Origin of the sequence: Mesorhizobium sp. M1338 (assembly GCF_040318045.1) — a bacterium.
Lineage (GTDB): Bacteria > Pseudomonadota > Alphaproteobacteria > Rhizobiales > Rhizobiaceae > Mesorhizobium.
In genome coordinates, this window is record NZ_JAMYLL010000002.1 from 141,335 (window position 1) to 166,563 (window position 25,229).

26 protein-coding genes are annotated in these 25,229 nt (G+C 63.3%); 8 read left to right on the forward strand and 18 right to left on the reverse strand.

Features of this window, described 5'->3' with window-relative positions; genetic code table 11:
• Position 1: 1 nt before the first annotated feature.
• From NKH19_RS02625 to NKH19_RS02670, 10 genes are all read right to left on the reverse strand, one after another.
• Positions 2–823, reverse strand: coding sequence for an alpha/beta fold hydrolase (locus NKH19_RS02625; RefSeq protein ID WP_352981685.1), 822 nt, complete (start codon positions 821–823; stop codon positions 2–4).
• Positions 823–1,641 (reverse strand): sugar phosphate isomerase/epimerase family protein, encoded by an 819-nt coding sequence (locus NKH19_RS02630; RefSeq protein WP_352981686.1) that lies wholly within the window; start codon positions 1,639–1,641, stop codon positions 823–825. The genes NKH19_RS02625 and NKH19_RS02630 overlap by 1 nt, the downstream gene beginning before the upstream one ends.
• Complete coding sequence (locus tag NKH19_RS02635) at positions 1,641–2,717, reverse strand: Gfo/Idh/MocA family protein (RefSeq protein ID WP_352981687.1); 1,077 nt, start codon at positions 2,715–2,717, stop codon at positions 1,641–1,643. The genes NKH19_RS02630 and NKH19_RS02635 overlap by 1 nt, the downstream gene beginning before the upstream one ends.
• Positions 2,718–2,728: 11 nt before the next feature.
• Complete coding sequence (locus NKH19_RS02640; RefSeq protein WP_352981688.1) at positions 2,729–3,550, reverse strand: sugar phosphate isomerase/epimerase family protein; 822 nt, start codon at positions 3,548–3,550, stop codon at positions 2,729–2,731.
• Between the two features lie 203 nt (positions 3,551–3,753).
• Entirely contained in the window at positions 3,754–4,596 is an 843-nt protein-coding gene (locus NKH19_RS02645) for a carbohydrate ABC transporter permease (protein ID WP_352981689.1), read from the reverse strand.
• Between the two features lie 5 nt (positions 4,597–4,601).
• Complete coding sequence (locus tag NKH19_RS02650) at positions 4,602–5,498, reverse strand: carbohydrate ABC transporter permease (RefSeq protein WP_352981690.1); 897 nt, start codon at positions 5,496–5,498, stop codon at positions 4,602–4,604.
• A 138-nt stretch (positions 5,499–5,636) separates the two neighbouring features.
• The gene (locus NKH19_RS02655) at positions 5,637–6,884 is read right to left on the reverse strand and encodes an ABC transporter substrate-binding protein (RefSeq protein ID WP_352981691.1); all 1,248 of its coding nucleotides are present in this window, start codon (positions 6,882–6,884) and stop codon (positions 5,637–5,639) included.
• A 108-nt stretch (positions 6,885–6,992) separates the two neighbouring features.
• Positions 6,993–8,138: an ABC transporter ATP-binding protein gene (locus tag NKH19_RS02660; protein WP_352981692.1), complete on the reverse strand. Its 1,146-nt coding sequence runs from the start codon at positions 8,136–8,138 to the stop codon at positions 6,993–6,995.
• Between the two features lie 56 nt (positions 8,139–8,194).
• Positions 8,195–9,178, reverse strand: a complete 984-nt coding sequence (locus NKH19_RS02665) for a PfkB family carbohydrate kinase (protein WP_352981693.1) — start codon at positions 9,176–9,178, stop codon at positions 8,195–8,197.
• A gap of 3 nt (positions 9,179–9,181) precedes the next feature.
• Positions 9,182–9,982 carry a beta/alpha barrel domain-containing protein gene (locus tag NKH19_RS02670; RefSeq protein WP_023756676.1) on the reverse strand — a complete coding sequence of 267 codons (801 nt, stop codon included), beginning with the start codon at positions 9,980–9,982 and terminating at the stop codon, positions 9,182–9,184.
• Positions 9,983–10,143: 161 nt separating this feature from the next.
• Between NKH19_RS02670 and NKH19_RS02675 the strand changes: the two genes are divergently transcribed.
• From NKH19_RS02675 to NKH19_RS02685, 3 genes are all read left to right on the forward strand, one after another.
• Positions 10,144–10,905, forward strand: coding sequence for a DeoR/GlpR family DNA-binding transcription regulator (locus tag NKH19_RS02675; protein ID WP_027036118.1), 762 nt, complete (start codon positions 10,144–10,146; stop codon positions 10,903–10,905).
• Positions 10,906–11,173: 268 nt separating this feature from the next.
• Positions 11,174–12,322, forward strand: coding sequence for a Gfo/Idh/MocA family protein (locus NKH19_RS02680; protein WP_352981694.1), 1,149 nt, complete (start codon positions 11,174–11,176; stop codon positions 12,320–12,322).
• A 10-nt stretch (positions 12,323–12,332) separates the two neighbouring features.
• Positions 12,333–13,322 carry an alpha/beta hydrolase gene (locus NKH19_RS02685; RefSeq protein ID WP_352981695.1) on the forward strand — a complete coding sequence of 330 codons (990 nt, stop codon included), beginning with the start codon at positions 12,333–12,335 and terminating at the stop codon, positions 13,320–13,322.
• Here NKH19_RS02685 and NKH19_RS02690 read toward each other — a convergent pair.
• The gene (locus tag NKH19_RS02690; protein WP_352981696.1) at positions 13,282–14,316 is read right to left on the reverse strand and encodes a LacI family DNA-binding transcriptional regulator; all 1,035 of its coding nucleotides are present in this window, start codon (positions 14,314–14,316) and stop codon (positions 13,282–13,284) included. The two genes, NKH19_RS02685 and NKH19_RS02690, sit on opposite strands and share 41 nt — an antisense overlap.
• 256 nt (positions 14,317–14,572) lie before the next feature.
• Between NKH19_RS02690 and NKH19_RS02695 the strand changes: the two genes are divergently transcribed.
• The 3 genes from NKH19_RS02695 to rsgA all read left to right on the forward strand — a co-directional run bounded on the left by NKH19_RS02695 (position 14,573) and on the right by rsgA (position 18,101).
• A complete protein-coding gene (locus NKH19_RS02695; protein WP_352981697.1) occupies positions 14,573–15,526 on the forward strand; it encodes a tagatose kinase in 954 nt (317 codons plus the stop codon).
• Positions 15,523–16,806, forward strand: a complete 1,284-nt coding sequence (locus tag NKH19_RS02700) for a D-tagatose-bisphosphate aldolase, class II, non-catalytic subunit (RefSeq protein WP_352981698.1) — start codon at positions 15,523–15,525, stop codon at positions 16,804–16,806. The genes NKH19_RS02695 and NKH19_RS02700 overlap by 4 nt, the downstream gene beginning before the upstream one ends.
• A gap of 257 nt (positions 16,807–17,063) precedes the next feature.
• The gene (gene rsgA, locus NKH19_RS02705; RefSeq protein WP_352981699.1) at positions 17,064–18,101 is read left to right on the forward strand and encodes a ribosome small subunit-dependent GTPase A; all 1,038 of its coding nucleotides are present in this window, start codon (positions 17,064–17,066) and stop codon (positions 18,099–18,101) included.
• Positions 18,102–18,125: 24 nt separating this feature from the next.
• Here rsgA and NKH19_RS02710 read toward each other — a convergent pair whose 3' ends face one another.
• The gene (locus tag NKH19_RS02710; RefSeq protein WP_352981868.1) at positions 18,126–18,659 is read right to left on the reverse strand and encodes a sterol desaturase family protein; all 534 of its coding nucleotides are present in this window, start codon (positions 18,657–18,659) and stop codon (positions 18,126–18,128) included.
• Positions 18,660–18,831: 172 nt separating this feature from the next.
• Here NKH19_RS02710 and NKH19_RS02715 point away from each other — a divergent pair, with 172 nt between their 5' ends.
• Positions 18,832–19,302 (forward strand): NUDIX hydrolase, encoded by a 471-nt coding sequence (locus NKH19_RS02715; RefSeq protein WP_352981700.1) that lies wholly within the window; start codon positions 18,832–18,834, stop codon positions 19,300–19,302.
• Positions 19,303–19,312: 10 nt separating this feature from the next.
• Here the strand turns inward: NKH19_RS02715 and pobA are convergent, their stop codons facing one another.
• Genes pobA through pcaD form a run of 6 tightly spaced genes read right to left on the reverse strand, consistent with a single transcriptional unit; the run spans position 19,313 to position 24,125 of the window.
• Positions 19,313–20,485 (reverse strand): 4-hydroxybenzoate 3-monooxygenase, encoded by a 1,173-nt coding sequence (pobA, locus tag NKH19_RS02720; protein ID WP_352981701.1) that lies wholly within the window; start codon positions 20,483–20,485, stop codon positions 19,313–19,315.
• Positions 20,485–21,537, reverse strand: a complete 1,053-nt coding sequence (locus NKH19_RS02725; RefSeq protein WP_352981702.1) for a 3-carboxy-cis,cis-muconate cycloisomerase — start codon at positions 21,535–21,537, stop codon at positions 20,485–20,487. Before NKH19_RS02725 ends, pobA begins: the two co-directional genes overlap by 1 nt.
• Before the next feature lie 19 nt (positions 21,538–21,556).
• Positions 21,557–22,171 (reverse strand): protocatechuate 3,4-dioxygenase subunit alpha, encoded by a 615-nt coding sequence (pcaG, locus tag NKH19_RS02730; RefSeq protein ID WP_352981703.1) that lies wholly within the window; start codon positions 22,169–22,171, stop codon positions 21,557–21,559.
• Positions 22,171–22,926, reverse strand: a complete 756-nt coding sequence (gene pcaH, locus NKH19_RS02735; protein WP_352981704.1) for a protocatechuate 3,4-dioxygenase subunit beta — start codon at positions 22,924–22,926, stop codon at positions 22,171–22,173. The genes pcaG and pcaH overlap by 1 nt, the downstream gene beginning before the upstream one ends.
• The gene (gene pcaC / locus NKH19_RS02740) at positions 22,916–23,323 is read right to left on the reverse strand and encodes a 4-carboxymuconolactone decarboxylase (RefSeq protein ID WP_352867322.1); all 408 of its coding nucleotides are present in this window, start codon (positions 23,321–23,323) and stop codon (positions 22,916–22,918) included. The genes pcaH and pcaC overlap by 11 nt, the downstream gene beginning before the upstream one ends.
• The gene (pcaD, locus tag NKH19_RS02745) at positions 23,316–24,125 is read right to left on the reverse strand and encodes a 3-oxoadipate enol-lactonase (protein ID WP_352981705.1); all 810 of its coding nucleotides are present in this window, start codon (positions 24,123–24,125) and stop codon (positions 23,316–23,318) included. Before pcaD ends, pcaC begins: the two co-directional genes overlap by 8 nt.
• 93 nt (positions 24,126–24,218) lie before the next feature.
• Between pcaD and pcaQ the strand changes: the two genes are divergently transcribed.
• The gene (pcaQ, locus tag NKH19_RS02750) at positions 24,219–25,136 is read left to right on the forward strand and encodes a pca operon transcription factor PcaQ (RefSeq protein WP_352981706.1); all 918 of its coding nucleotides are present in this window, start codon (positions 24,219–24,221) and stop codon (positions 25,134–25,136) included.
• Positions 25,137–25,229: the final 93 nt, after the last annotated feature.

The window sequence follows — 25,229 nt, forward strand, 5'->3', positions numbered from 1 at the left end:
CCTAGTTGTTGAAATTTGTGTCGAGAAAGCCCGCGATAGCAGCGCGGATTTCGGCGAAATGGCGATCCTTGTCGGTGGCCTTCGGCGTCACCTCGACAAAGGCGGCGTTGGGAATAGCGTCGGCAAGGCTGCGGGCGGTCGCCAGCGGATGGACGAGATCGACACCGCTGCCGATGACGAGTGTCGGGATTGCCAGGCCGGCGGCCGCTGCTCGCGTCACGCCAGGCCCATCCTCTGCGATCGCCTGCATCACCTCGGCGAAGACGGCCGCATTTTCACGCGCGAAGAAGCCGAGCAGCGAGGCGAGATTATCCGGCGCTTCTTTGCGAAAGCGGGCGGCAGTCGCGGAAGCCGCGAAGACATCGCGCGCTTCATCCAGTGGACGACTGCGAATGAGCTCCGCCACTTCCGCGTAAGGACGCATGTTTTGCGGCGCCGCATCGAAAGCCCAGGCCGGGCGCACAAGCACGAGACCTGTGACCCTATCGGGATGCCGGGCGGCAAGCTGCAAGGCGATCGCCGCGCCCATCGAAATGCCGCCGGCGACGCAGTGCTCGACGCCAGCCGCATCGGCGGCGGCCAGCACGTCATCGGCGAACATCGCGATCGAAAAGGGCCGTTTGGTGCCGGCGCCGGAATCGCCCTGCGCGCGGCATTCGACGGTGAGCCGGCGGTATGACGGCCTGTCGGGAAAATTCTGCGCGACCTGCGCTGCATCACCGCCAAGGCCATGCTCGAAGACGATGGGAAGCCTGCCCTGCCCCGTGTCGAAGGCACGAAGTGCGGCATCGTCGCGCAGCAGGATCGCCGGCGCCGCGCCCATCAGAGCAGCCCTCGCAGGAAGGCGGCGACACCTGGAGCTTCGTCGGCGGACAGGCCGTGGGTGACAAGCGACCCGTCGAAGCCCGCTGCCTTCAGCCGCGCGACGAAATCCGGAAAATCGACGATGCCTTGCCCAGACGTGGCAAAGCGACCGTCACCATGGCGGTCCTTGGCATGCGCCATGGCGATGTGGCCGGCGGCCTCGTCGATCGCGGCGGCGACGATAGCGCGCGCCTCGTCGGGCGTGGCCTGTTCGAACAGGTTCGCCGGATCAAGCACGATCTTCAGGTGCTTCGATCCCATCTCGGCGATCAACCTTGTCGCGTCCCTGGCCGAGGTGACGATGTTGGCTTGCTCAGGCTCGATGCCGAGATCAACGCCGGCCTCTTCGGCCAGCGCCAGCGCCTTCTCCATCTCGGCGGCCATGTCGGACCACGCGGCCGGCGTGGCATTGTCGGGGTGATACGCCCATTGATCGACGGCGTTGCGCGAGCCGGTGCAGAGCGTGACCAGCGGGATGTCCAGGGCAGCAGCAACCTCGATGACGACAGCGAGACGCCGAAGGCCATCGTCGCGCACTGCCTTGTCGGGATGCGCCATGTTGTAGGTGCCGGAAAGTGCTGCAAGTGAGACGCCGCTCGATTGCGCGGCAGCGCGGATGGAAGCGACGGCATTTGCCGGCATCGCATCCGGCATCGACGGCAGGCCGGCGCAGGCGAGATTGAATTGCGTCGTCTCATAGCCCGCTTGCCGAACAGCCGCGAGCACCGCGGCCGGCTCGGCACCGGGAAAGGTCTTGGCGAAGATGCCGAGACGCATCAGACCGCTCCCGAAACCGAAGCGAGTTCGACCCGCTCGCCAGTCTCCACCGAGCGCGCGATGGCAACCATGGCGCGGATCGACGCGATGCCGTCCTCGACATTGGCGCCGCGCATCGGCGTGCCTTCCAGCACGGTTTGAGCAAGACCTTCCAGCTGGCGACGGAAGAAATGACCATCGGCGCCGAGCGGCTTGTGGGCGGTGGCGGTCTTCTCGTGAAAGATTTCGACCTCGCTGGCGCGGAAGTACCAGGGGTTGAAAGTCTTGGCGATGACCGAACCGTTCTCGCCATAAAGCTGAAAACCTTCGTGCCAATCCATCCGTACGGCGACGGTCAGGTCGAGATGGCCGAGCGCGCCGCTGGCGAACTCGGTCTCAATGAACCAGCAATAGGCACCGAATCTCTCATTGAGGCGGGCGCGCACGGCGACGATCTCGCCGCACAGGAAGCGCGCCGTGTCGACGAGATGCGAGCCGTGCGCCAGCATGAAATACTGCCGCAAATCGGCCTTCGGATTGCCTCCCGGTTTGCGCGCCAGCTTGCTGGTGACGGGCAGCGGCTGAACGGCGTCGGTGTTGGTGTAGCGATGGGTGGAATCGCAGTACCACGCCTTCAGCGCCAACACCTCGCCGATCTCGTCGCGGACAAAATCGCGCGCGGCCTCCAGCGCCGGGTCGAAGCGCTTCATGTGGCCGACCTGCAGCACCTTGCCCGAGCGCCTGACCGCCTGCGCCAGCGCCTCGCCCTCCTCGACCGAGGTGCCGATCGGCTTTTCGCACAGAACATGCTTGCCGGCATCGAGCGCCTTGATCGACATCGGCACGTGATAGGCGTCCGAGGTGGCGACGATCACCGCCTCCAGTTCCGGATCGGCGAGCATCTCGTCATAGTCGCCATACATTTTTTCGGGCTCGTAGGTGGCGCCCATGCGGGCAAGCAGATCGGGTGCCGCGTCGCAGATGGCGTAAAGGTCGGCATTGCCGGCCTTGACGCAGGATTCCAGATGCGCGAACTGCGCGATGGGGCCGCAGCCGAGCACGCCGACCCTGAGGCGTCTGTCCTGTTTCTTGATCATCGTCTCGTTCTTCAGGCGCCGTAGGAGCGCATTGTCTGGCGGTTGGTCTTGACCGCGCCGGCGGGATCGGCGGCGGCCGTGTCGGATTCCTCCTCCAGCACCAGCCAGCCGTTGAAGCGTGGCGCGGTGCCGGCAATCTCGATGACATCTGCCGTGTCGCAGACGCCCTTGCCGAGCATCGCCCAGGTACCGTTGGCATCGACGTCCTTGAGGTGGATGTAGCGGATGCGGTCGCGATAGGTGCGCAGCGTGTCGGACATGTCCTTGTGGCCACGCAGGATATGACCGGTATCCGGCACCCAGCCGACCAGATCGCGGTCGAGCAAGGCAAAGATCGTGTCGTAATCGGCGCGGTCGAACAGCAGCGTGTTGTGGTGCGAGCTTGGGTGCACCGCGACATCGACACCAGCCTTGCGGCCGATCTCGGCGGCGCGGTTGTAGAATTCGGCTGCAATCGCGAATTTGTCTTCACGCGGACCGTCGGAGACGACCGTCGCCGAGCCCATCGACACCAGCGCGCCAGGAAAGGCGGCGGCGAAGTCGATCCAGCGCTGCGCCGCCTCGAGGTCGGCGCCAATCTTCTCCTTGAGCGTAAAACCGCTCTTCGAACCGAAGGCGAAGGAGACGAGCGTCAGCCCGGACGCCTTCAGCGCGGTCGCGAACTCCGACGGCTTACCGGCATAATGGCCGATCATGGTGTCGGTGATCTCGATGCCGGCGTAGCCGCCATCGGCGATCGCCTTCAAGAGATCGTCGGGACCGCCGGTGAACCGGTCTCCCAGCATTTCCCAGGTGAAGGTCTGGCAGCCGACTTTGAGGTCTTTCACGTTCATCCTTTCATTCCTTGCCTATTCCTTGATGCGCCCTGCGTCAGCCGTTCGATGATGTGGCGCGGGACGAGAGCAGCACGAGCACGATCGGCGGAACGGTGACGACGGCCGCGGCCGCGGCGATGCCGCCTGCCAGCAGACAGGGCCCAATCATCGATTGAGATAGGCGGGGGCCTGCTCCTTCGGTTCTCCTTGGGATGGACATCCTACTTGACCGAGCCTGCGGTCATGCCGGCGAGGAAATACCTTTGGGCAACGAGGTAGATGAGCAAGAGCGGTAACGAGCCGAGCACGCTCATCGCCATCATCTGGTTCCATTCGAAGGCGTGCTGCCCCATCAACAGCTGGATGCCGATCGGGACGGTGCGCATGGACGTTGACTTCGTCAGCGTCAGCGCAAAGAGAAATTCGTTCCAGCACAACAGGAAGGTGTAGACCGACGTCGCCACGATACCAGGCAGTGAAATCGGGACGATCACCCGCCAAAGCGCTGTCCAACTGGAGCCGCCATCGACAGCCACGGCTTCATCGAGATCGCGGGGCAAGGTGTTCAGATATCCCGTCATCAGCAGGATCGCGTACGGCAGTGTAAACACCAGGTAAGTCAGAACCAGTGCGACGTAGGTATCGAAGATGCCGTATGAGACGACAAGCCCGAAGAAGGGGATCAGAAGTGTGATCGGCGGAATCGTCTGCGTGCTGATGATGAGTGTGTTCAGGCTGCCCTTGCCGCGGAAGTCGAAGCGGCTGAACCCGTAGGCCGCCAGCAAGGCGATCAGCACCGTCAGCACGGTCACCGCTCCCGCCACGAAATAGCTGTTGAAGAAGAAGCGCAGTTTTACCGGGTCGCCAAGGATGGCTGCATACGCTTCCAGCGTGAAGGCCTTTGGCAGGATGGTTGGTGGCAGGGCAAAGATTTCGGTATTCGATTTGAACGAACTGCTCAGCATCCAGTAGATCGGGAATGCCGCGAAAATGAGCCCCGCAGCAAGCGCTAGATGGAGCGCGACGGTGATCAGCCTGTCTTTCGGCGTATGCCTTTTCCTCATGGTGACTACCGAGCCTTTTGATAGCGAATATAGAACAGCGTCAGGCCGAGAGAGATCAACAAGATGACCACAGCGCTCGCCGAAGCCTGCGACAGGTTGTAGCTCGAAAACGCCAGCTTGTACGTGTAGGTGCTGAGGACCTCGGTCGAGTAGATCGGGCCACCGCCCGTCGTTATCCAGATCAATGGGAAGACCTGCATGGTCCAGATGAAGTCGAGCAGCGAGATGCTGATGATGATCGGCATCAGCTGCGGAATGGTGATGAAGATCAGCTTCTGGTAGGCTTTCGCCCCGTCGATATCGGCGGCCTCGTAGAAATCCTTGGGAATGCCCTGCAAACCCGCGAGCAGGCTGACCATGAAGAGCGGATAGCCCGCCCAGATATTGGCGAAGGTGACGGCGTGCAGCGCGGTCTCAGGCGAGGAAAACCATTCGACCTTGGAACCGATGACGCCGATTTGCATGAGAATGCTATTCACGACACCGTTCGGCTCAAGCAGGAGGCGCCAGATCACGGCGATAATCACCGCGGTGAACAGCCAGGGCAGTATGTAGAGCACGCGCAGAATATTGCGCAGCGTCGGATTGATGCGGTCGCTGTTCAGCATGAGCGCGAAGACCATGCCGATGGTCATGTGGAAAATGACACTCATGCATGTGAAGTAGAGCGTGTGCCACAGCGAAGCCCAGAACACGGGGTCGTCGAAGATCGCCTGGTAGTGTTTCAGTCCGGCAAAGGATGGGTCACGACGCAGCACCGCGCTGTTCTGGAACGAGTAGGCAATCACCGTCACCATCGGCAGCAGCATCAGAAGCCCGATTATGAGCAGCGAGGGCGACAGATAGAGGTAGGGTGCGACCGCTCGTTTCAGCTTGTGGTGGGAGCGCTTTTGCCGGGTCATTTGCCAACCTTGGGATACGCCTTCAAGAGAAGGTAAGCTTCGGAAACAGGTCCATCTCAAATTGCCGATCCGTTGTTGCCGGGTGGCCTGCCCGAAGTCAGGCCACCCGGTCGAAGATAGCAAACGGGAACAGGCCGATCAGAATTTCGCCATCCAGCCCTTCTGAGCGGTGGCTGCGGCCTGTTCCGGAGACTGCTCGCCGGCGAGCATCTTCTGGGCTTGCACGTCGAACTGGGTCATCAGGTCTTCAGCCACCGGCAGGCCCGTGAACTCATTGGCGAGATAGCCGGTCTTGAAGATTTCAAAAGCCTTGCCGAAAGCCTTGTCCGAGGTCACGAAATCGGGCTTGGCGTTGACGTTGCCCGGGAAGGCGTTTGCAAGCGACACGAGCTTGGCGTTCACCTTTTCACTCATCAGATATTGGACGAGTTTCCAGGCCTCTTCCTGATGTTTCGAGGCAGCAGAGATGCCGATGCCCCAGGAGGCATAGGGAAGGCCGCGCTTGCCGGTATAGTTCTCCACGACCGGGACCGGGATGAGGTCGAAGTTCAGCTTGGGATTGCGCTTGCGGATGAGGTTCACATGCGCGAGCGAGTCGATCATCATCCCGACGCGGTCGTTGACGAATTCCTCGACCTTTTCCTGCTCGGTCTTGGTGGCAATGCCGGGCGAGATGGTGCCGGCGTCGTTGAGTGATTTGACGAAGGCGAGCATATCCACCACCGGTTTGCCCTCAAGGTCCGGCTTGCCGCTCGCCATCATCGACTGACCCGAAGCCCAAACCCACGACATCATGTCGTTCTGGACGCCGGATGGCGTTTGCAGCGACAGGGGCAGCACCCAGCCATACTGGTTCTTGTCGGCGTGCGTCATCTTCTTGGCGGCTTCGAGAAACTCCGCACGGGTCGACGGCAGCTTGGTCACGGCTGCCTGGGCGGCGAGGTCCAAATTCACGAAGACCGGATAGACGAAGGAAGCCACGGGAAACATCACCGCCTTGCCGTCCACCTTGATGATGTCGGCGACCTGGCTCTTGTCGAAACCGCTCGCATCCATCATCGGATTCATGTCGGCGAGTGCGTTCTGCGCATTCAGATTGTTCACCCAGGCACCGTCGAGCCCGAAGACGTCGCTGAGCGTTCCGGTTGCAGCACCAACCGAGATCTGGTCTCGCGTGGTCGCGTAGGGACCGCTGACCAGCGTCACCTTGATACCGGGGTTTGCGGCCTCGAAGTCATCCATGATTGCCCTGAGCGAGCCAGCCGGCAATTCGGGCTCCCACCATTGGGTGAATTCCAGCGTCGTATCCGCCATGGCGCCGGTTGCGCCAAGCAACCATGCGGCCGCGGCTATTTTCAGCATCGTGGGCTTTATACGAAACGTCATTTTCTCCTCCTTCTTTATATTCGACCGCACAATGCGGCCGATCGTCTGTTATTCAGAAGTCTTCTTATGCAGGCGCCTCACCTCGCCCGCGGGTCTTGTCGCGAATATTCAGATCGCCAGATGCGTCTCGGGATCGAAGAAATGGAGCTTGGCGTCATCCAGGGCCAACCTGATTTCCTCGCCGGAGCGGACTGTGCTGACCGGTTCGAATTTCGCCACCGCATTCGACGCCAGGCCGAAATCCTGCACCGCGTCAGGGTCGCCGGAGTCCACCCGGACCGCGTCGATGTTGAGATGGACGATATGTTCGGATCCGAGTTCTTCGATCGAGGTCACCTTTGCCGGTATCGTCTGATACTTGCGGCCGGATTCGAGGCTGCTGTCATAGAGATCCTCCGGCCGTATCCCGAACACGACCTTGCGCCCCGCATACGATCTCAAGCCCGGCCTGCGGACGAAGGCTGCATTCTGCAGCCGGATGGCTAAGGCGCCGGACATCAGTTCGTCGCCCGTCAGGGTCGCCTCGAAAAGGTTCATCGAAGGAGACCCGATGAAGCCGGCAACGAAGGCGTTCACCGGCGATTCATAGAGCCTCTTGGGTGTGTCGACCTGCTGCAGCACGCCGCCTTTCAACACCGCGACCCTGTCGCCCATCGTCATGGCTTCGGTTTGGTCGTGCGTCACATATATGGTCGTTACGCCGAGCTGCTTTTGCAGACTGGTGATTTCGGCGCGCATTTGAACACGCAGTTTCGCGTCCAGATTGGAAAGGGGTTCGTCCATGAGAAAGGCTGCCGGCTCGCGCACCATGGCGCGGCCCATGGCAACCCTTTGACGCTGTCCGCCTGAAAGGTTCGCGGGTTTGCTGTCCAACAGAGACGTCAGTTGAAGGGTTTTGGCGATCTCGTCCACGCGCTTTTTGCGCTCGGCCTTCGGCTTGCCTGCAAGCCGCATCGAAAAGCCGATGTTTTCGAATACCGTCATATGCGGGTAGAGGGCGTAGCTCTGGAAGACCATCGCGATGTCGCGGTCCTTGGGCGGCATGTCGACAACGTCGACTCCGCCGATCCGAAGGCTGCCGCTGGTGACGTCCTCCAATCCCGCGATCATCCGCAACGCGGTGGATTTGCCACAGCCGGACGGCCCGACGAGAATCAAAAACTCGCCATCCTCGACCGACAGGTTCAATTGGTCGATTGCGTGAAAATTGTTCCCGTAGGTCTTGCAGATATTCTCAAGAACGACCTCTGCCATATTCCTCCCTCCACAAGTCTAAGCCACTGATTTTTATGATTGTCCTCTGCCTATATTCACCTGCGAAATATTTCCTCGGATAGTTCGGGCTTTGTTCCGGTATGGAGCCGCGCATATTTCAGTTCGACTGCCGACGGCGCGTTCGTCGATGCCAGGAGTTCCGTGACCTGGTCGTTGTTCGGAAGCGCCTCGCGCCCGCCCCGCCCCGTTATCGAAAGGGCCGCCGCCGCGGCCGCGAATGCGACCCGGCCTGCGGTGTCGGCCCCGCGCGTCAATGCAAGGGCATAGGCGCCATGAAAGCAGTCACCGGCGCCGGTCGAGTCGACGACGGCAACCCGGTGCGGAGGCAGGTGCCAGAGCCCTGTCTCGCCGCGTCCGCGATAGAAGACACCTCTGCCGCCATCCGTCAGAACCACGGCGGACCGCGACGGCAACCACAATGCATCTAGTATCTCGGCCGGCGAGCGGCGGCCCGTGGCGGTCCGCGCAAAGCCGAGCGGAAGAATGAGATGGTCGCAGAGCCCGATCAGTCTCTCGGTGGCTGGGCCGCGGCTCCATTCGACATCGCCGAGGATCGCAAGGCCGAGATCGCGAGCCCGAGCCACGACATCCAGCGACCCGATCCCGTAACTGTCGACGATCAGGACGGTCGCGCGGCTGAGAACCTCGTCCGGAAAATCCGGCGCGGTGCCCAGCATCGCTTCGTCGTCATACGCGATGAACCGCTCCCCATCCGAACCGACGGTGATCCGCGAGCGCACCGGGCGCGCGTTCGGGTGGCGCGGCGCGAACGCGGTTTCGACGCCGCTCGCAACGAGATCGCACAACACAGCGTCGTCGGCGGCGCTGCCCAGCCATCCGACGAAGCCGGCGGTTCCGCCGAGCCGCGCGACGGCGGCAAGTGCCGTCGCGACATTTCCCCCGAAAGCTCGGGCACTTTGCAGAACCTTCCCCTTGCCCGCCGACAACGGCTGATCGACATAGACGATGTCGTCGATCGCAATAGCTCCGAAGCCGAGGATTGAAGGGACGGTGGGCATCGTTCAGGCACCCGCCTTCGCCAAGGCGTCTTGCGCCGAAAGGCCGTCGTGGATGACGCCCCGAAAGGCAATCGCTGCCTTTTCCGGATCGCCATGCCCCCAGAGATTGCGGCCCACCACGGCACCGCGCGCGCCGGCACGGATGGCGTCCGCCGTCTGCTGAAGGGCGCCGAGCAGCGTGTCGGTCTTCGGACCACCGGCGATCACAACCGGCACCGGGCAGGTCCGAACGGTCTCTCGAAACGACTCGAAATCGCCCGTGTAACCGATCTTGATCACGTCGACGCCGGACTCGTAGCCGATGCGTGCCGCATAGGCGATCTCGTCGGGGGTGAAGACGATTTTTGCCCCGTCGGTGAAATCACGAGGGTAGATATGCGCCACCACCGGCATGCCGTAACGGGCCGCCGCATTCACCGAATCGGTCAGCCAGCGTATGTACTTGCCCTCGGTCGCGCCACGCACCGGAATCGCCACGGCCAACGCATCGGCGCCAGCGCGCACCGCATCCTCGGGCGTTGCAATCAGTTCACTGATGCGATCGTCTGGGGTGAAGCAGCCGGCCTGGATCACCAGGGAAGCCTTGCCCGCGTATTGCGGCCACAGATGGCGCGCGGTGCCAGGCTGGATGCTGACGTAGTCGGGTTTGCCTACCATGACGCGTGCAAGCGCGCCCGGCAGGTCGGCAAGACCTCCTTTGCGCACGTCGCCATAGCCGACAAAGTGGTCGACCGCGCCGCCAAAAAGATTCCCCGATGGATGTGAGAAGAGGCGCGCCAGGCGCACCTTGGTTCCGAGGCTCATGAGTCCAAAACTCTCCAATCGGTTGATTTCAAAATCCTGGACCAGTGTTTGCGAAAGAAAGGATAAATGCAATCTTTCGAAAGCTTTCGAATTCGCGCATTTTTGGTAGAGTGAACCGAGGCCAGGGCGATCGCCTGGCGCATGGAGGCAAGGACAGGGCAATGTTGTCAGAGCAGAGACGCCAATCGATCCTGGGTGAAGTGCAACGCAGCGGACAGGTTCGCATCAAGGACCTGTCAGACGATTTTGGCGTGTCGGAAGTCACGGTGCGCTCCGACCTCGAGATACTGGACCGCAAGGGACTGCTGACCAAGACCCGTGGCGGCGCGGTGACCCGGACCACAGATTCGACCACGGCCGCGTTCGCCCGGCGGATGCAAACGAACCTCGATGCAAAGAAACGCATCGCCCGGGCAGCGATAGAACTGTTCGAGGACAACCAATCGGTCATTTTCGACGGCGGCTCGACATTGATGCAGGTTGCCATGCTGTTACCGCCGCTCAGCAATGTCGTGGTCGCGGCCACGGCGATGAATATCGTGCAGCATCTGATGCATCGGCCCGGGCTCGACGTTCACATGATCGGTGGCCGGGTCTATCCAGACACGGTGAGCACGCTGATCACCGATGCTGACACGGCTCTCGGCGGCTTGGTAGCGCATCAGGTCTTTGTTGGAGCGCATGCGATTGACTCGTCACTGGATGTGGTCGACGTGAACGAAGACATGGCGCGAACGAAGCGAAACCTCGTGCGCATGGCCCGGCGCGTTGTCCTTCTTGCGGATTCGAGCAAATGGGGCGTCAGCGGGACCTCCAAGGCCTTTTCGCTGTCGAGCGTCGATGTTGTGATCACCGACGATGGCCTGTCCGGCCCGATACGCAGCCAGCTTGATAGGACCGGGGCCAAGGTGATCTATGCCTGACCCCGTAACGGTCCCCGGCCGCGACGGAAATAATCCAATGCGCACATGACCCACGGCTTAGTACCGGCGGTCGGCCGTTTTTTCATGTCTGTCATTTTCTCCTCCTAGGGCTGGCAGCCTCCCGTTATCGCGCCAGCATTTTCGCATGTTGTATAAAAATTTTACGCGCGTCAATATTTAAAATGTTGTATAGACCTTTGCGAAGGCGATCCGTTGCCGGATGGGCGGATCCGGCAGACCATGACCGCGTTGGGAGGTACGATCGAAAATGCACGGGAAAACAAAGACGAAACTCGGGATCGGCGTCGTCGGATGCGGCAATATCTCGATGACCTACCTACGCAACGCCGCCCTCTTCGGCGGGATCGAATTGCGCGCCTGCGCCGATATCTCGGCCGACATGGCGGCGGTGCGGGCGAAAGAATATGGCATCCGGGCGCTCGGCGTCGATGCGCTGCTGGCCGACACCGAGATCGATCTTGTCCTCAACCTGACCATTCCGGCGGCGCATTTCGACATTTCGTTTTCAGCACTTTCCGCCGGCAAGCACGTCTTCACCGAAAAGCCGCTCGCCACCTCGGCCGCCGACGGACAGCGCCTGGTCAACGAGGCGAGGTCGCGCGGCCTGCTGCTCGGCTCGGCGCCCGACACCTTCCTCGGTGCCGCCGGACGCCGGGCGCGCCGCCTGATGGACGAGGGTGCCATCGGTCGCCCGGTCACCGGCACCGCCTTCATGATGGGCCGCGGCATGGAGCACTGGCATCCCAACCCGCAATTCTACTACCAACCCGGTGGCGGTCCGGTGTTCGACATGGGCCCCTACTATCTGACCATGCTGGTCAATCTGCTCGGCCCGGTCGAGCGCGTCATGGCGATGGCGACACGCGGCCAGGAGGAGCGGCTGATATCCGCCGAAGGGCCATTCAAGAACACCACATTCAAGGTCGGCACGCCGACCAACGTTTTGTCGTTGCTCGAATTCCGCTCCGGCGCGACTGTCACCTTCGGCGCCTCATGGGATGTCTTTCGCCACTCCAATCATCCGATCGAGTTGCACGGCACGGAAGGCTCGCTGCGCCTGCCCGACCCCGATACGTTCGGCGGCACCGTGTCGCTGTCCGAGCGCGGCACCGAGTGGAAGGATTTCGCCAGCGAAGGCGAGCTCTATGGCGCTCGCAACTGGCCTTATGCGGCACCCGATCGCGCCAACTATCGCATGCTCGGCGTCGCCGATCTGGTGCGCTCGCTTCAAACCGGCAACACGCCACGCGCCTCCGGCAGCCTCGCGCTGCATGTGCTGGAGATCATGGAGGCGATCCTGCGCTCCGGTGAAACACAGGGCTCGGTCGCCGTCTCGGGCGATGTCGTCCAACCGGCCCTGCTGACCGAGGAAGAGGCAAGCGACCTGCTAGCCTGAGGACATGACCATGACACTCGATCCGGATGCTCGGCGCGTCCTCGAAATCGGCCGCGTTGCCGGCGGCGAGCCGTTCGAGAGCGGCGGCGTGGCGGCGGCGCGCGCCGCCTACAACGCCTCGTTTCCGACGCTGCAGGGCGAGCATGAGCCGGTCGCCACGACCTTGGAACAGCAGATCGACGGGCCGAACGGCCCCATCACCGTCCGCATCCATCGCGGCATCGGCGCACTACCGAGCGGGGCGCCGGCGCTGCTCTATCTGCATGGCGGCGGCTGGGTGATCGGCAATCTCGATTCGCATGACGAGATCTGTCGCTGGCTGGCCAATCTCGGCAACGCCGTCATTGTCTGTCCCGATTATCGCCTGGCGCCGGAGCACAAATTTCCCGCCGGGCTGGAGGATGGGCTGGCGACACTGCGCTTCATGGCGCAGAACGCCGCCGGTCTTGGCATCGATAAGGCGCGCATCGGCGTAGCCGGCGATAGTGCCGGCGGCAATCTCGCCGCCGTGCTGGCGCTGCTCGCCCGCGATGGGCTGGCGCCACCCGTTGCGGCGCAGATCCTGATCTATCCCAACACCGACGCACGTCAGATGGCAGACAGCTACCGGCATTTCCGCGACGGCTTCGGCCTCACCGCGACCACCATGGCATGGTTCCGCGACCACTATGTGCGAACGCCCGACGACATGCTGGACTGGCGCGTCTCGCCGCTGCTGGCGCCTCACCTCGTCGGCGTCGCGCCGGCTTTCGTGGCGCTTGCCGGCTGCGACATCCTCGCCGACGAAGGGACGGCCTATGCCGCGCGCCTGCAGGCCGAAGGCGTGCCAGTGATCCTGCGGCAATGGCCGGGCCAGATCCATGGTTTCGTCTCGATGGGACGCCATATCCCAGCCGCGCGGCAAGCGGTCGCCGAGGCGGTGGCTGCCTGGCGCCACTTCGACCAGGGGTCGCTGACGCTTAGGCCGACTGACGCATCACCAGGGTGGCACCGAGCTTGACCGTGCGTGCCAGGCTTTGCTTCGGCGGATCGGCCTCGTCCAGCAAGGCCAGCAGGATCTCGACACTGCGGCCGGCCATGGCGGCGAAATCCTGCGCCATGGTGGTGAGCGCCGGACAGGTGTAGCGGCTCAGCGGATGATCGTCATGGGCGGCAACGCGCAGATCGCAATCGGACCTGCGGCCGACCTTCAGGCCGCGCGAGTACGCGGCCGCCATCACGCCAAAGGCGAGACGATCGTTGGCGCACAGGATGGTGCGGCCGGGCAAGTTGCCGGCCTCCAGCATTCTTTCCATCTGCTCGTAGCCGACACGTTCGAAATCCCAGGTGTAATCGCGCGCGGCCTCGATCACGACCGGCTTGAAGCCGGCGGTTTCCATCGCGATGATGTAGCTTTCCTGGCGTTCGCCGGAGTTGTGGTTGACATGCGGAATGTCGAGATAGGCCGGGGGCTCACCCGACCGGCACAGATAATCGACGATGGTCGACACGCTCTGCCGGTTGTCGTTGCCGACGAACGGCGTGTCGCCCTCGATGTACGTGTCGAAATAGACGATCGGAATGTCCTGCCCGAGCTTGTCGAAAACGCTTCGGTCGGAGGCCAGGCCGAGCGGAGCGATGATCGCGCCGGCGACCTTCAGTGACAGCAGCGTCCTGACCGACTCCGCCTCCAGCTTCGGCGAGCCATGCGAGGAGATGACGATCGGCCAGTAGCCTTCGTCGCGGCAGCGAAATTCGATGCGGCTGACCATCTCGGCATAGAACGGATCGGTGATCGTCGGCACGACGATGCCGATGTTACGGGTGCGCTTGCGGTTGAGGTTGCGGGCGAAAAGGTTCGGCTGATAGTCCGAGGAGCGCAGGGCGGCTTCGATGCGTGCCCGCGTCGCCGGCTTCACGCTCGCCGGATCGTCGAAATATTTGGACAGCGTCGGCCGCGACACGCCACATGCCTGGGCGAAGTCATCCATCGTGCGGTGTGTCTTCTCCGCCATCGATACTCCTGATCCCCTTGCCGTCATCGCCGACCGGACGAGCCATCACCAGTCATGCGGCCGTTGACCGGAAGCGGCAATGCTTGACCGAACTTATTCAGTCAAATTTTCACAGTTCCCGATACAGCGCAAAAACATTACGTGCGTCAAATTATTTATTGACGCTCTAAAATTGAAGACATAGGCTTCGGGTTGGAAAAGCGGAGCATGGGTGCAGCCGGGCGAGCCCAACGCCATCCAGCGACATGGTGAGGACATGAAGAAACTGGTTTGCGCCGGCGAGATCCTGGTCGAGATCATGGCCGAGCGGATCGGCCAGAGTTTCCTTGCTCCCGGCCCGCTCATCGGCCCGTTTCCATCCGGTGCACCGGCGATTTTCGTCGACCAGGCGGCGCGGCTCGGCCAGCCGGCAGGCCTGATCGCCGCGGTCGGCGACGACGATTTCGGACATTTGAACATCGAGCGCCTGCGTGCCGACGGCGCCGACATCTCGGCCATAAAGGTGCATCGAGGCGCGGCGACGGGAACGGCCTTCGTCACCTATGAGACGGATGGCAGCCGGCACTTTGTCTATAACATCAAGCAGAGTGCCGCCGGCCTGATCGAGATCGGCGACGAAGCGCGCGCACTGCTGGCGGGGGCTGATCATTTTCATGTCATGGGCACGTCGCTGTTCTCGCCGGAAACGATCCAGGTGGCCCGCACCGGTATCGAAGCGGTCAAGGCGCGCGGCGGCACGGTCTCCTTCGATCCCAACATCCGCAAGGAGATGCTCGATCTGCCCGGCATGCGCCAAGCGTTGAGTTTCGTGCTGTCGCGGACGGATCTTTTCCTGCCCAGCGGCCCGGAACTGTTCACCTTCGCCAAGGCCGCCGACGAGGAAGGCGCGGTGCGCGAAATGCTGGGACGCGGCATCTCGGCGGTGGTCATCAAGAAAGGTGCGCAGGGTGCCGTTCACTATGACCGTGCCGGGCGCACCGTATCGCCCGGCTTCGTCGTCGACGAGATCGACCCGACCGGCGCCGGCGACTGTTTTGCCGCCGCCTTCGTCTCCTTCTGGCTGCGCGGGGCAGCACCTGAAAAAGCGCTCAAGGTCGCCAATGCCTGCGGCGCGCTGGCCGTGACCAAAAAGGGTCCGATGGAGGGCATAGCTTCCCTCGCCGCTGTCGAAGCGTTCATCGAGACCGCCGAGACCGGAGCGCCGGCATGAGCCAGGCGACGGACAGGCTGGCCGCCATCGCGACGCGTCGCGCGGCCGGCGAACGCCGCGGCATCACCTCGGTCTGTTCGGCCCATCCGCTGGTCATCGAGGCGGCGCTGCGCCATGGCAAGGCACGCGGCGCCGATGTGCTGATCGAGGCGACCTGCAATCAGGTCAACCACGAGGGCGGCTACACCGGCATGACGCCCGGCGATTTCCGCCGCTTCGTCGAGGTCATCGCCGACAAGGTCGCCTTTCCCATGGACAGGCTGGTGCTCGGCGGCGACCACCTCGGGCCCAATCCGTGGAAGGACCTTCCGGCGCCCGAGGCCATGCGGAAGGCCTCGCGCATGGTAGACGCCTATGTCGAGGCCGGCTTCACCAAGATCCATCTCGACACCAGCATGGGCTGCGCCGGCGAAGGCGCGGCGCCGCCCGACGCGACGATTGCAGAGCGCGCCGCCGAACTGGCCGCGGTGGCGGAGACCGCGGCCGACCGAACGGGCGGCGCCAAGCCTGTCTACGTTATCGGCACCGAGGTGCCGGTGCCGGGCGGTGCCCTTGAAGCGATGGACCATCTGGCGGTGACGACGCCCGAGGCGGCACTTGAAACCGTGCGCATCCACCGGCAGGCGTTCAGCCGCCGCGGTCTGGACAAGGCCTTTTCGCGCGCGATCGGTATCGTCGTGCAGCCGGGCGTCGAATTCGGCAATGCGGAGGTGATCGCCTACAGGCCGGAACGCGCCCAGGCGCTGGCCGGCACGCTGCGCGACCTGCCGCAATTCGTCTTCGAGGCCCATTCGACCGACTACCAGCCGGTGACGGCGCTGGCCGCACTGGTCGACGATGGCTTTGCCATCCTCAAGGTCGGGCCATGGCTGACATTCGCGCTGCGCGAGGCGCTCTATGGCTTGAGCCACATCGCCGATATCCTCGTTCCCGACCCGGCGCGCGAAAGCCTGCCTGCGGCGATGGAGCGCGCCATGCAGGCGGCGCCCGGCAACTGGAAGAACTACTACCACGGCTCCGAGACCGAGCAGCGGATAGAGCGGCATTTTTCCTACAGCGACCGCATCCGCTATTACTGGCCGGCGCTGGCGGCCCGGCAAGCCACGGACGCGCTGATGCAGGCGCTCGGTGACCGGGACATTCCCCCACCCCTCATCAGCCAGTATCTTGGCCGTCTCGACACAGCGGTGGCGAACGGGTCCGCGGCGCCAAAGGCCAGGGAGCTGCTGATCGGCAGCGTGGCGGAAGTGCTCGACATCTACGCCGGTGCGACGGGCTGACCGCCGGCCACGGCCTCGGCAGCAAGGCCAGCTACCCGCGATAAGCGAAGCGGCGCCGGCAATTGTCGGCGAGGCGAAGACCGGCAGTTCGATGCCGCGCTTTTTGGTTCCGAGCTGAAGCTTGCCGCTCGGCTATCGGCCATGGCCCTGCTTGCCAAAAGTCGCCGCGCCGCCCATACACGACTTGCGCAATCGCCCAACCGAGGTCCGCCTCTCCTTCGACTTTGCCAGGGATACTGTCCAATGTCCGCGACGCCGTGGTCAAAGCCTTGACGGATCACTCCAAGCCATCGCTCGCCAGCCTCGGCTGGACGGATTTCTTCGGCGACCAGCTCGAGCCCGGCGAAGCCAATCTCGTCCCGACGCGTATCGCCACGGTCCATCGCGACCGCCTGACCGGCCTGTCCCAGGCAGGGCCAGTCGATCTGACGCTGCCGGCGCAAGCGAACACCGGTGATTATGCAGTCGGCGACTGGGTGCTCGTCGACGCGCATGACAAGCTTGTGCAGCGCCGCCTGACCCGCAAGACGGTGCTGGAACGCCGCACCCAGGGCGGCAGGGTGCCGCAACTTGCCGCGGCCAATGTCGACACGCTGTTCATCGTCACCTCCTGTAATGCCGACTTCAATCCCGCCCGGCTCGAGCGCTATCTGGCGCTCGCCAACGAGGCAGGAACGACACCGGTGATCCTGCTGACCAAGGCAGACACGGCTGAGGACGCCGAGGCATACCAAAAGCAGGCTGCGGCGCTGCAGCGTGGACTGGCCGTCGTGACGCTGAACCCGCGCACCGCGGATGCCGCGACCGCGCTGGTCGCCTGGTGCGGCGCCGGCCAAACGGTGGCGCTGATCGGCTCTTCCGGCGTCGGCAAATCGACGCTGGTCAACACGCTGGCCGGACCGGCACAGCAATCGCCGCAACAGACCGGAGGCATCCGCGAACACGATGCCAAGGGACGCCACACCACCACGTCGCGATCGTTGCACGCCATCGCAGGTGGCGGCTGGGTGATCGACACGCCCGGCATGCGGACGTTGCACGTCAGTGATGTCGCCTCCGGCATCGACACCCTGTTTGCCGAAATCACCGAACTCGCCCCGCTCTGCAAGTTCCGCGACTGCACGCATGTGCATGAGCCGGGCTGCGCGGTGCAGGCTGCCTTGAAGGCCGGGACGCTGGACCCGGAGCGCCTTGCCCGCTGGCGCAAACTGTCCGACGAAAACCAGCACAACACGCCGGTTCAGAGCGGGCCGCGCGGGGCCAGGTCTCCCGGCGGTCGCGGAAAGAGGCGTTGAGCGGCGGGGGGCAGGCCCCTGGATTCAGAGCCGCGCCGTACCGAAGACCCGATCCCAAAGTGCCGACGTAACACCGAAATTGGCCGATTCGTCGATGTGATGATGCACGGCGTGGCGGCGTTTGAGCGTGTAGAGATAGCTCGGATGGCTGGGATGCCAGTGATGGATCATGTGGTGGATGCTGATGTACCAGAGGTACCCCAGCATCAGCCCGCAACTTACAGCACTTGCGGTTGCGAAACCTGAGACCATCCAGACGGGTACAAACGCGACCAGCGCATGCACCCCAAGGCTGAGCCAGGTCGGCGTGCCCACCGAACCGCGCTCCTCTACATGGTGACGCTCGTGCAGGTCCTTGATGTAGGGAATGTGATGAAGGACGAACCTGTGCAGAACGTATTCGGTCAGCGTCCAGAGCAAGAGACAGGCGAGGACCGTGACGATCCAGCCTGGCGCATTGTCTTCGCCGGCCTCGATCAGCCCTGCAACTGCCAGTGCGGCGATAACCAGCGGATAGACCACGAAGTCGCTATAGTAGCCAATAAGACCGAGTTGCATCGTCACCTAGCCTTCGAGCCGCCAAATAAGCGATGGTATCAGATTGCCGGACTCGCGGGTGAGGCGCAATGCAGACGCAACTGACATAGCGTCGCAATCCCTAGGTGCAAGGTTCGCGTCAACGAATCAAGGACCATCGGCAGGCTGCCGGCTTCGCAAACGGACGTTCAAAATGGCAAAACGCAGTGCGGGATTGCTGATCTATCGCCGCGGCGACGGCGATCTCAGGGTGTTGCTGGTTCACCCGGGCGGGCCGTTCTGGGCGAAGAAGGACGACGGTGCGTGGTCGATACCGAAGGGTCTTGTCGACGAGAACGAGGACGAGTTGACGGCAGCGCAACGCGAGACCGAGGAAGAGCTCGGCGTCAGGGTCGACGGCACCTTCGCGCGGCTTGGCGACTACAGGCAATCGGGCGGAAAGATCGTCACGGCCTGGTCTGTCGAACCGGCCGTCGACATCGATGTGGCTGCCATCAAGAGCAACATTTTCACCATGGAATGGCCACCAAGGTCGGGATTCCTGAAGGAGTTCCCGGAAGTCGACAAAGCGGGCTGGTTCACCTTGCCCGAGGCCGAGGTAAAGATCCTCAAGGGGCAGCACCCGATCCTGTTGGATTTTGCCAGGCAGCAAGGCGCCGGATGATCCGCGGCCTTCAGTAAGGCAGGCCGACATAGTTCTCGGCGAGCGCGGTCGATGCGGCACGCGACTGCACGAGGTAGTCGAGTTCGGCCTCCTGGATGCGCTGGCCGAACTCGCCGGTGTCGGGAAAGCGGTGCAGCATCGTCGTCATCCACCAGGAGAAGCGCACCGCCTTCCAGACCCGCGCCAGCGCCTTACCGGAATAGGCGTCGATGCCGGCGTGTGATTTCTCGACATAGAAGTCGCGCAAACCGGCGAAGAGATAGCGCACGTCGCTGGCGGCGAGGTTGAGCCCTTTGGCGCCGGTCGGCGGCACGATGTGGGCGGCGTCGCCGACCAGGAAAAGCCGGCCAAAACGCAACGGTTCGGCAACGAAGGAACGCAGCGGCGCGATCGACTTCTCGAAGGACGGCCCCGTGACGACGCTTGCCGCTGTTTGCTCCGGCAAGCGGCGGCGCAACTCGTCCCAGAAGCGGTCGTCCGACCAAGCTTCGACACGATCGTCCTGCGGGCACTGCACATAGTAGCGGCTGCGATGCGTCGAGCGCATCGAGCACAGCGCGAAACCCCGCTCGTGATTGGCGTATACCAGTTCGTGATGGGCCGGCGGCACTTCGGCCAGCACGCCGAGCCAGCCGAACGGATAGTGCCGCTCGAAGGTCTTCAGCGCATCCGCGGGCACAGATTTGCGGCTGATGCCGTGATAGCCGTCACAACCGGCAATGAAGTCGCAGTCGATACGATGCGTGGCGCCGTCCCTGTCATAGGTGACGAAGGGTGCCTCACCATCGAAATCGTGCGGCGTGACGTTTGCCGCCTCGCAGATCGTGGTCAGTCCTGCCGCATCGCGCTTGTCCATCAAATCATGTGTCACTTCGGTCTGACCGTAGACAGTGACATGCCTGCCGCCTGTCAGCGCCTCGAGGTCGATGCGGTGCAGGCGTGCGTCGAAGGCCAGCGAGATGCCGGAATGCGGCAGCCCCTCGGCATGCAGCCGTGCCGCGGCACCCGCCTCCTCCAGCAATTCGACAGTGCCTTGTTCGAGCACGCCGGCGCGTACGCGGCCAAGCACATGCTCGCGGCTCGCGCGTTCCAGAATGACCGTCTCGACGCCGATGCCGGCCAGCAGCTGGCCGAGCAGCAGGCCGGACGGTCCCGAACCAATGATAACGACCTGGCTGCGCATCAGTGGCCGAGACTTTCGACCTGTGCGGCCAGTTCAGCGGCAAGCCGCAGCGACGCGGCGGTCGCGACGACCATCTGCGGCAGCAGCAGCCATTCCAGCGTCCATGCCGCGCCCGAGCGTTCCTGTTCATGCACAAGTGCCTGATGCATGCCGGAAAGCTGCGTGGCATTGAAGCGGGCGAGCGCCACCAGCGCCTCGGCCTTCACCGGGTTCTGCTTGTGCTGCATGGCCGACGAGCCGCCGCCACCCGACAGTTCGATGTCGGTTCCGCCTTGCGTCATCAGCGCAATGTCCTGGCCGAATTTGCCGAGGCTGCCCGTGACCAGCGACAGCCAGCCGGCAAACTCGGCGAGCGCGTCTCGCTGGCTCTGCCACTGCCGGGCGTCGGCAAGGCCGAGTTTCGCGGCAAGGGCCGCGCGCACCGCCGGCCCCTTGTCCTCAAGCTTTTCCAGCGTGCCGGCGGCACCGCCGAACTGCACCACCAGCAGGCGCGTAGACTGTTCCGACAGCCTTTCCCGATGCCGTTGCAGCGGCGCCCGCCACGCCTTGACGCGATCGTCCACTTGGATCGGAATCGCTGGTTGCATGCGCGTCATTCCGGTCAGCGCCCTGCCGCCAAAACGCTCTTCGAGCGCGGCGAGGCGCATGACGGTTTCGGTCAACAGCAGATCGAGATGCTCGACGATGAATTTGAACCGAAGCATCAGGCCGGTGTCGATGACATCCTGGCTGGTCGCGCCGAAATGCACTTTCGCGCCATGCGGTTCGCCGACCGCCGCCCTGATCTGGCGCACCAGTTCCGGCACCATGACGCCGTCCCTGGCGACAGCGGCCCGCAGCGGGGCGGTGTCGGGCCGGAACGTGGCAAGTGCGGCCACGATCGCCGCCGCCGCGTCGCTGGCGATGATCCCGGTTTCGGCCTCCGCTTCCGCCAGCGCACGCTCGAAGGCCAGCATCGCCTCGATTTCCGCCTCGACGGAAAAATGCCTCGCCGCTTCCTCGTCGCCGAGGAGAGCGGAGAGCAGTGGATGGTCGAAAGGCGATACGGTCATGGCGCGAGTCTCCTGAGCATCAGCTGTCGAAGAAGACCGTTTCCTTCTCCCCCTGGAGATGGACGTCGAAGATATAGATATCGCCCTTGCGCTCGGCGATCAGCGTCGGCACGCGGATGCGGTGCTCGATCCGTGCCAGGATCGCATCCCCGGCATTGGCCTTTTCCTCGTCGGAAAAATAGAGCCGTGTGTGGAGGCCGAGATTGATGCCGCGCGCGACAATCCAGAGCGTGATATGCGGCGCCATCAGGCTGCCATCCCTGAACGGCACCCGGCCCGGCTTGATCGTCTCGAACGTGCACAGGCCGGTGTCCATGTCGGTCGGGCAACGGCCCCAGCCGAAGAAATTCGGATCGGCGGCACCGCGCGGTTCGGCCGGCGAATTGTAAAGCCCATCCGCATCCGCTTGCCAGATCTCGATCAGCGCGTCCTTGAGCGGCGTGCCGGTGCCGTCGAGCACCCGGATGCGAAGACCGATGCGCTCACCCTTGGTCTTGTCGTTGACCATGGTCGCACCAAGGTCGGCCGGGTAGACGCCGCCGATGCCGCAGAAATTGGGCGTCAGCCCGATATGAACATAGGGTCCGGCGGTCTGTGAAGGGCTCTCCTTCAGCCGGTCGAGCGATTGAGCCATCAATTGCCCTCCAGCCTGTTTTCGAACAGCGACGCGCGCCGCCCGCGAAGCACGATGTCGAATTTGTAGGCGCGCGCGTCGAAAGGGATCGTCGCTTGCATGTCGAGCGCGGCGATCAGCGTCTCAACGGCTGTCTTGTCGGGGATGCCGCGCACGATCGGGCACTGCCAGATCAGCGGGTCGCCCTCGAAATACATCTGCGTGATCAGCCGCTGGGCAAAGCCGTGGCCGAACACCGAGAAATGAATGTGCGAGGGGCGCCAGTCGTTCGGCCCGTTCGGCCAGGGATAGGGACCGGGCTTGACGGTGCGAAAGGCATAGCCGCCATCCTCGCCTGATATGGCACGGCCGCAGCCGCCAAAATTCGGGTCGAGCGGCGCCAGGTAGCCATCCTTCTTGTGGCGATAGCGGCCACCTGCATTGGCCTGCCAGAATTCGAGCAGAGCGCCGGGCACGCCAACGCCGCGTTCGTCGAGCACCCGCCCATAGACGATGATGCGCTCGCCGATGGCGCTCTCGCCGGGTTTGGCGAAATTGTGGATCAGGTCGGCGTCGAGTTCGCCGAGCATGGCGTGGCCGAAGACAGGACCTGTTATTTCCGACAGCGTGTTGTCGAAGGCAAGCAGCGCCTTCCGCGGCGAGCGCAGCACGGAGGTCTTGTAGTTCGGCGTCAGCGCCGGCGGATGCCAGGTCCGATCGCGCTGGAAGAAGGCGCCGGTCTCGGGTCTCTGGTTCGAGCCGGACTTAGCGGGCATTCTTGGCTCCGTCCATTTCCGAAAACACGTCCTTGGCGATCTTGAAAGCACGGTTGGCGGCCGGCACGCCGGCATAGATGGCGACATGCAGGAACGCCTCGCAGATATCGTCGCGCGAAGCACCGGTGTTGACGGTGGCGCGTACATGCATGGCGACCTCCTCATCATGGCCGAGTGCGGCCAGCAGCGCCAGCGTGACGATCGAACGTTCGCGCTTGCTGAAGCCCGGCCGCGCCCACACGGTTCCCCAGGCGGCCTCGGTGATCAGTTCCTGGAAAGGCTGGTCGAAATCGGTGGCGGCGACCTCGGCGCGGTCGACATGCCGGTCGCCGAGCACCGAGCGCCGCACCGCGAGACCCGTGCGATATCTGGCTTCGTTGCCGGGGACTTCATCCATGGGGTTCTGCTCCAGGGGCAAGCGATGCGATAAAATCGCGGATCAAGGCGGTCAGCGCTTTCGGTTGTTCGACACAAGGAATATGCCCGGCGTCGCGAATGATCTCGAAGCGCGCGCCGGGGATCAGGTCGGCCAGCGAGCGGACGAGATCGGGAGGCGTCGAGCCATCCTGGTCGCCGGCGACGCAGAGCGTCGGCACCGCGATGTGGCGCGCGGCATCGGTGAAATCCGCATCGCGAACCGCCACGCAAGTCCCGATGTAACCCGCAAGCGCTTGCCTGGTCATCATGTTCCAGTAGCCGTCCAGCTCGGCCAGACGCGCCGCGTGGAAGGCGGGGGTGAACCACACTTTGAGCACTCCGTCCGCAATGGCCTGGATGCCCTTGCTTTCGACCGTCGCGATGCGTGTGTTCCAGCTGTCTGTCGTGCCGATCTTGTGGGCCGTGTCGCACAGGATCAGGCCTTCGACCATTTCTGGGCGCCTGCGATAAAAGCCTTGTGCAATCAGGCCACCGACCGACAGGCCGCACAGCACGACCTTGCTCAACCCGAAATGATCGATGAGCGCCGAGAGATCATCGACATGATCGTCGATCGACCTGATGTCGCCGATATCGGACAGCCCATGACCGCGCTTGTCATAAACCAGCAACGGCATTTCACCATCGAGCGCCGAGACAATTTCGTCCCAGATCCGGAAATCGGTGCCCAGAGAATTGATGAATATGATCGGGCGCGCATTGCCGGCCGCCTTGATGTGGCGATGGTGCAGCGTGATGCCGCCAATGGTGACGAATGGCACGATTTCGATCCTCCATCCCCACATTGCACAAGGCGTTTGGTTCGGTAAAATGATATTTTGCACCGTTTCATTAACTCAGGGGTTATCAAATCCATGTCCGTAGGCCGCATCCGGTTCCGCCACCTGCAGGCATTCCTGGAAGTTGCGCGGCAGGGAAGCGTGGCGCGGGCGGCCGACTTGCTGCACGTCAGCCCGCCGGCGGTGACCAAGACATTGCGCGAACTGGAAGAGGCGCTGGGTGTGGCGGTGGTGGAGCGCGACGGCCGCGGCATCAGGCTGACGCGCATCGGCGAAATCTTCCTGCGCCATGCCGGCACGGCGATCACCGCGCTTAGGCAAGGCGTCGATTCCGTCCGGCAGGATGGAGCGGTCAACCGGCATCCGATTCGTATCGGCGCGCTGCCGACAGTGTCGGCGCGGGTCATGCCGCTCGCCATGACCTTGTTTCTCGAAGAGGGCACTGGTGCTGCGATCAAGATTGTTACCGGCGAGAACGCGGTGCTGCTCGAACAATTGCGCACCGGCGCGCTCGATCTCGTCGTTGGACGGCTGGCGGCGCCGGAGAACATGACCGGCTTCTTCTTCGAGCACCTCTATTCCGAACCGGTGCTGTTCGTGGTGCGGGCGGGACATCCGCTGCTTGACCTGGGACAGGATGTGTTCGCACGGCTCGACGAATTCCCGATGCTGATGCCGACGCGGGAATCGGTCATCCGTCCCTTCGTCGACCGCCTGTTCATCACCAATGGCATGACGGCGCCGGCAACCGAGATCGAAACCGTCTCGGACTCCTTTGGTCGCGCTTTCCTGCGGCAGAGCAATGCGGTCTGGATCATTTCGGCCGGGGTCGTTGCCAACGAACTCGGCAGCGGCGCCTTCGTCGCCTTGCCGGTCAACACAGAGGAAACCAAGGGCCCAGTCGGCCTGACGATGCGGACCGACATGGCGCCCTCGCCGGCTTTCTCCATCCTGCTGCAGACCGTCCGCGAAGCGGCAAGGCAAGGCAGCTAGGCTCGAGATGGCCGCTGTTCGTCCCGAATTTCCTAACCCAGGGGTTAACGAAACACCGCAAAATATCATTTTACCGAACCAAACCGCTGGTGC

Bases quoted from the DNA above. Each gene is read 5' to 3' on its own strand.
- NKH19_RS02625 (WP_352981685.1), bottom strand. From the start codon at position 823: ATGGGCGCGGCGCCGGCGATCCTGCTGCGCGACGATGCCGCACTTCGT.
- NKH19_RS02630 (WP_352981686.1), bottom strand. From the start codon at position 1,641: ATGCGTCTCGGCATCTTCGCCAAGACCTTTCCCGGTGCCGAGCCGGCC.
- NKH19_RS02635 (WP_352981687.1), bottom strand. From the start codon at position 2,717: ATGATCAAGAAACAGGACAGACGCCTCAGGGTCGGCGTGCTCGGCTGC.
- NKH19_RS02640 (WP_352981688.1), bottom strand. From the start codon at position 3,550: ATGAACGTGAAAGACCTCAAAGTCGGCTGCCAGACCTTCACCTGGGAA.
- NKH19_RS02645 (WP_352981689.1), bottom strand. From the start codon at position 4,596: ATGAGGAAAAGGCATACGCCGAAAGACAGGCTGATCACCGTCGCGCTC.
- NKH19_RS02650 (WP_352981690.1), bottom strand. From the start codon at position 5,498: ATGACCCGGCAAAAGCGCTCCCACCACAAGCTGAAACGAGCGGTCGCA.
- NKH19_RS02655 (WP_352981691.1), bottom strand. From the start codon at position 6,884: ATGACGTTTCGTATAAAGCCCACGATGCTGAAAATAGCCGCGGCCGCA.
- NKH19_RS02660 (WP_352981692.1), bottom strand. From the start codon at position 8,138: ATGGCAGAGGTCGTTCTTGAGAATATCTGCAAGACCTACGGGAACAAT.
- NKH19_RS02665 (WP_352981693.1), bottom strand. From the start codon at position 9,178: ATGCCCACCGTCCCTTCAATCCTCGGCTTCGGAGCTATTGCGATCGAC.
- NKH19_RS02670 (WP_023756676.1), bottom strand. From the start codon at position 9,982: ATGAGCCTCGGAACCAAGGTGCGCCTGGCGCGCCTCTTCTCACATCCA.
- NKH19_RS02675 (WP_027036118.1), top strand. From the start codon at position 10,144: ATGTTGTCAGAGCAGAGACGCCAATCGATCCTGGGTGAAGTGCAACGC.
- NKH19_RS02680 (WP_352981694.1), top strand. From the start codon at position 11,174: ATGCACGGGAAAACAAAGACGAAACTCGGGATCGGCGTCGTCGGATGC.
- NKH19_RS02685 (WP_352981695.1), top strand. From the start codon at position 12,333: ATGACACTCGATCCGGATGCTCGGCGCGTCCTCGAAATCGGCCGCGTT.
- NKH19_RS02690 (WP_352981696.1), bottom strand. From the start codon at position 14,316: ATGGCGGAGAAGACACACCGCACGATGGATGACTTCGCCCAGGCATGT.
- NKH19_RS02695 (WP_352981697.1), top strand. From the start codon at position 14,573: ATGAAGAAACTGGTTTGCGCCGGCGAGATCCTGGTCGAGATCATGGCC.
- NKH19_RS02700 (WP_352981698.1), top strand. From the start codon at position 15,523: ATGAGCCAGGCGACGGACAGGCTGGCCGCCATCGCGACGCGTCGCGCG.
- NKH19_RS02710 (WP_352981868.1), bottom strand. From the start codon at position 18,659: ATGCAACTCGGTCTTATTGGCTACTATAGCGACTTCGTGGTCTATCCG.
- NKH19_RS02715 (WP_352981700.1), top strand. From the start codon at position 18,832: ATGGCAAAACGCAGTGCGGGATTGCTGATCTATCGCCGCGGCGACGGC.
- pobA (WP_352981701.1), bottom strand. From the start codon at position 20,485: ATGCGCAGCCAGGTCGTTATCATTGGTTCGGGACCGTCCGGCCTGCTG.
- NKH19_RS02725 (WP_352981702.1), bottom strand. From the start codon at position 21,537: ATGACCGTATCGCCTTTCGACCATCCACTGCTCTCCGCTCTCCTCGGC.
- pcaG (WP_352981703.1), bottom strand. From the start codon at position 22,171: ATGGCTCAATCGCTCGACCGGCTGAAGGAGAGCCCTTCACAGACCGCC.
- pcaH (WP_352981704.1), bottom strand. From the start codon at position 22,926: ATGCCCGCTAAGTCCGGCTCGAACCAGAGACCCGAGACCGGCGCCTTC.
- pcaC (WP_352867322.1), bottom strand. From the start codon at position 23,323: ATGGATGAAGTCCCCGGCAACGAAGCCAGATATCGCACGGGTCTCGCG.
- pcaQ (WP_352981706.1), top strand. From the start codon at position 24,219: ATGTCCGTAGGCCGCATCCGGTTCCGCCACCTGCAGGCATTCCTGGAA.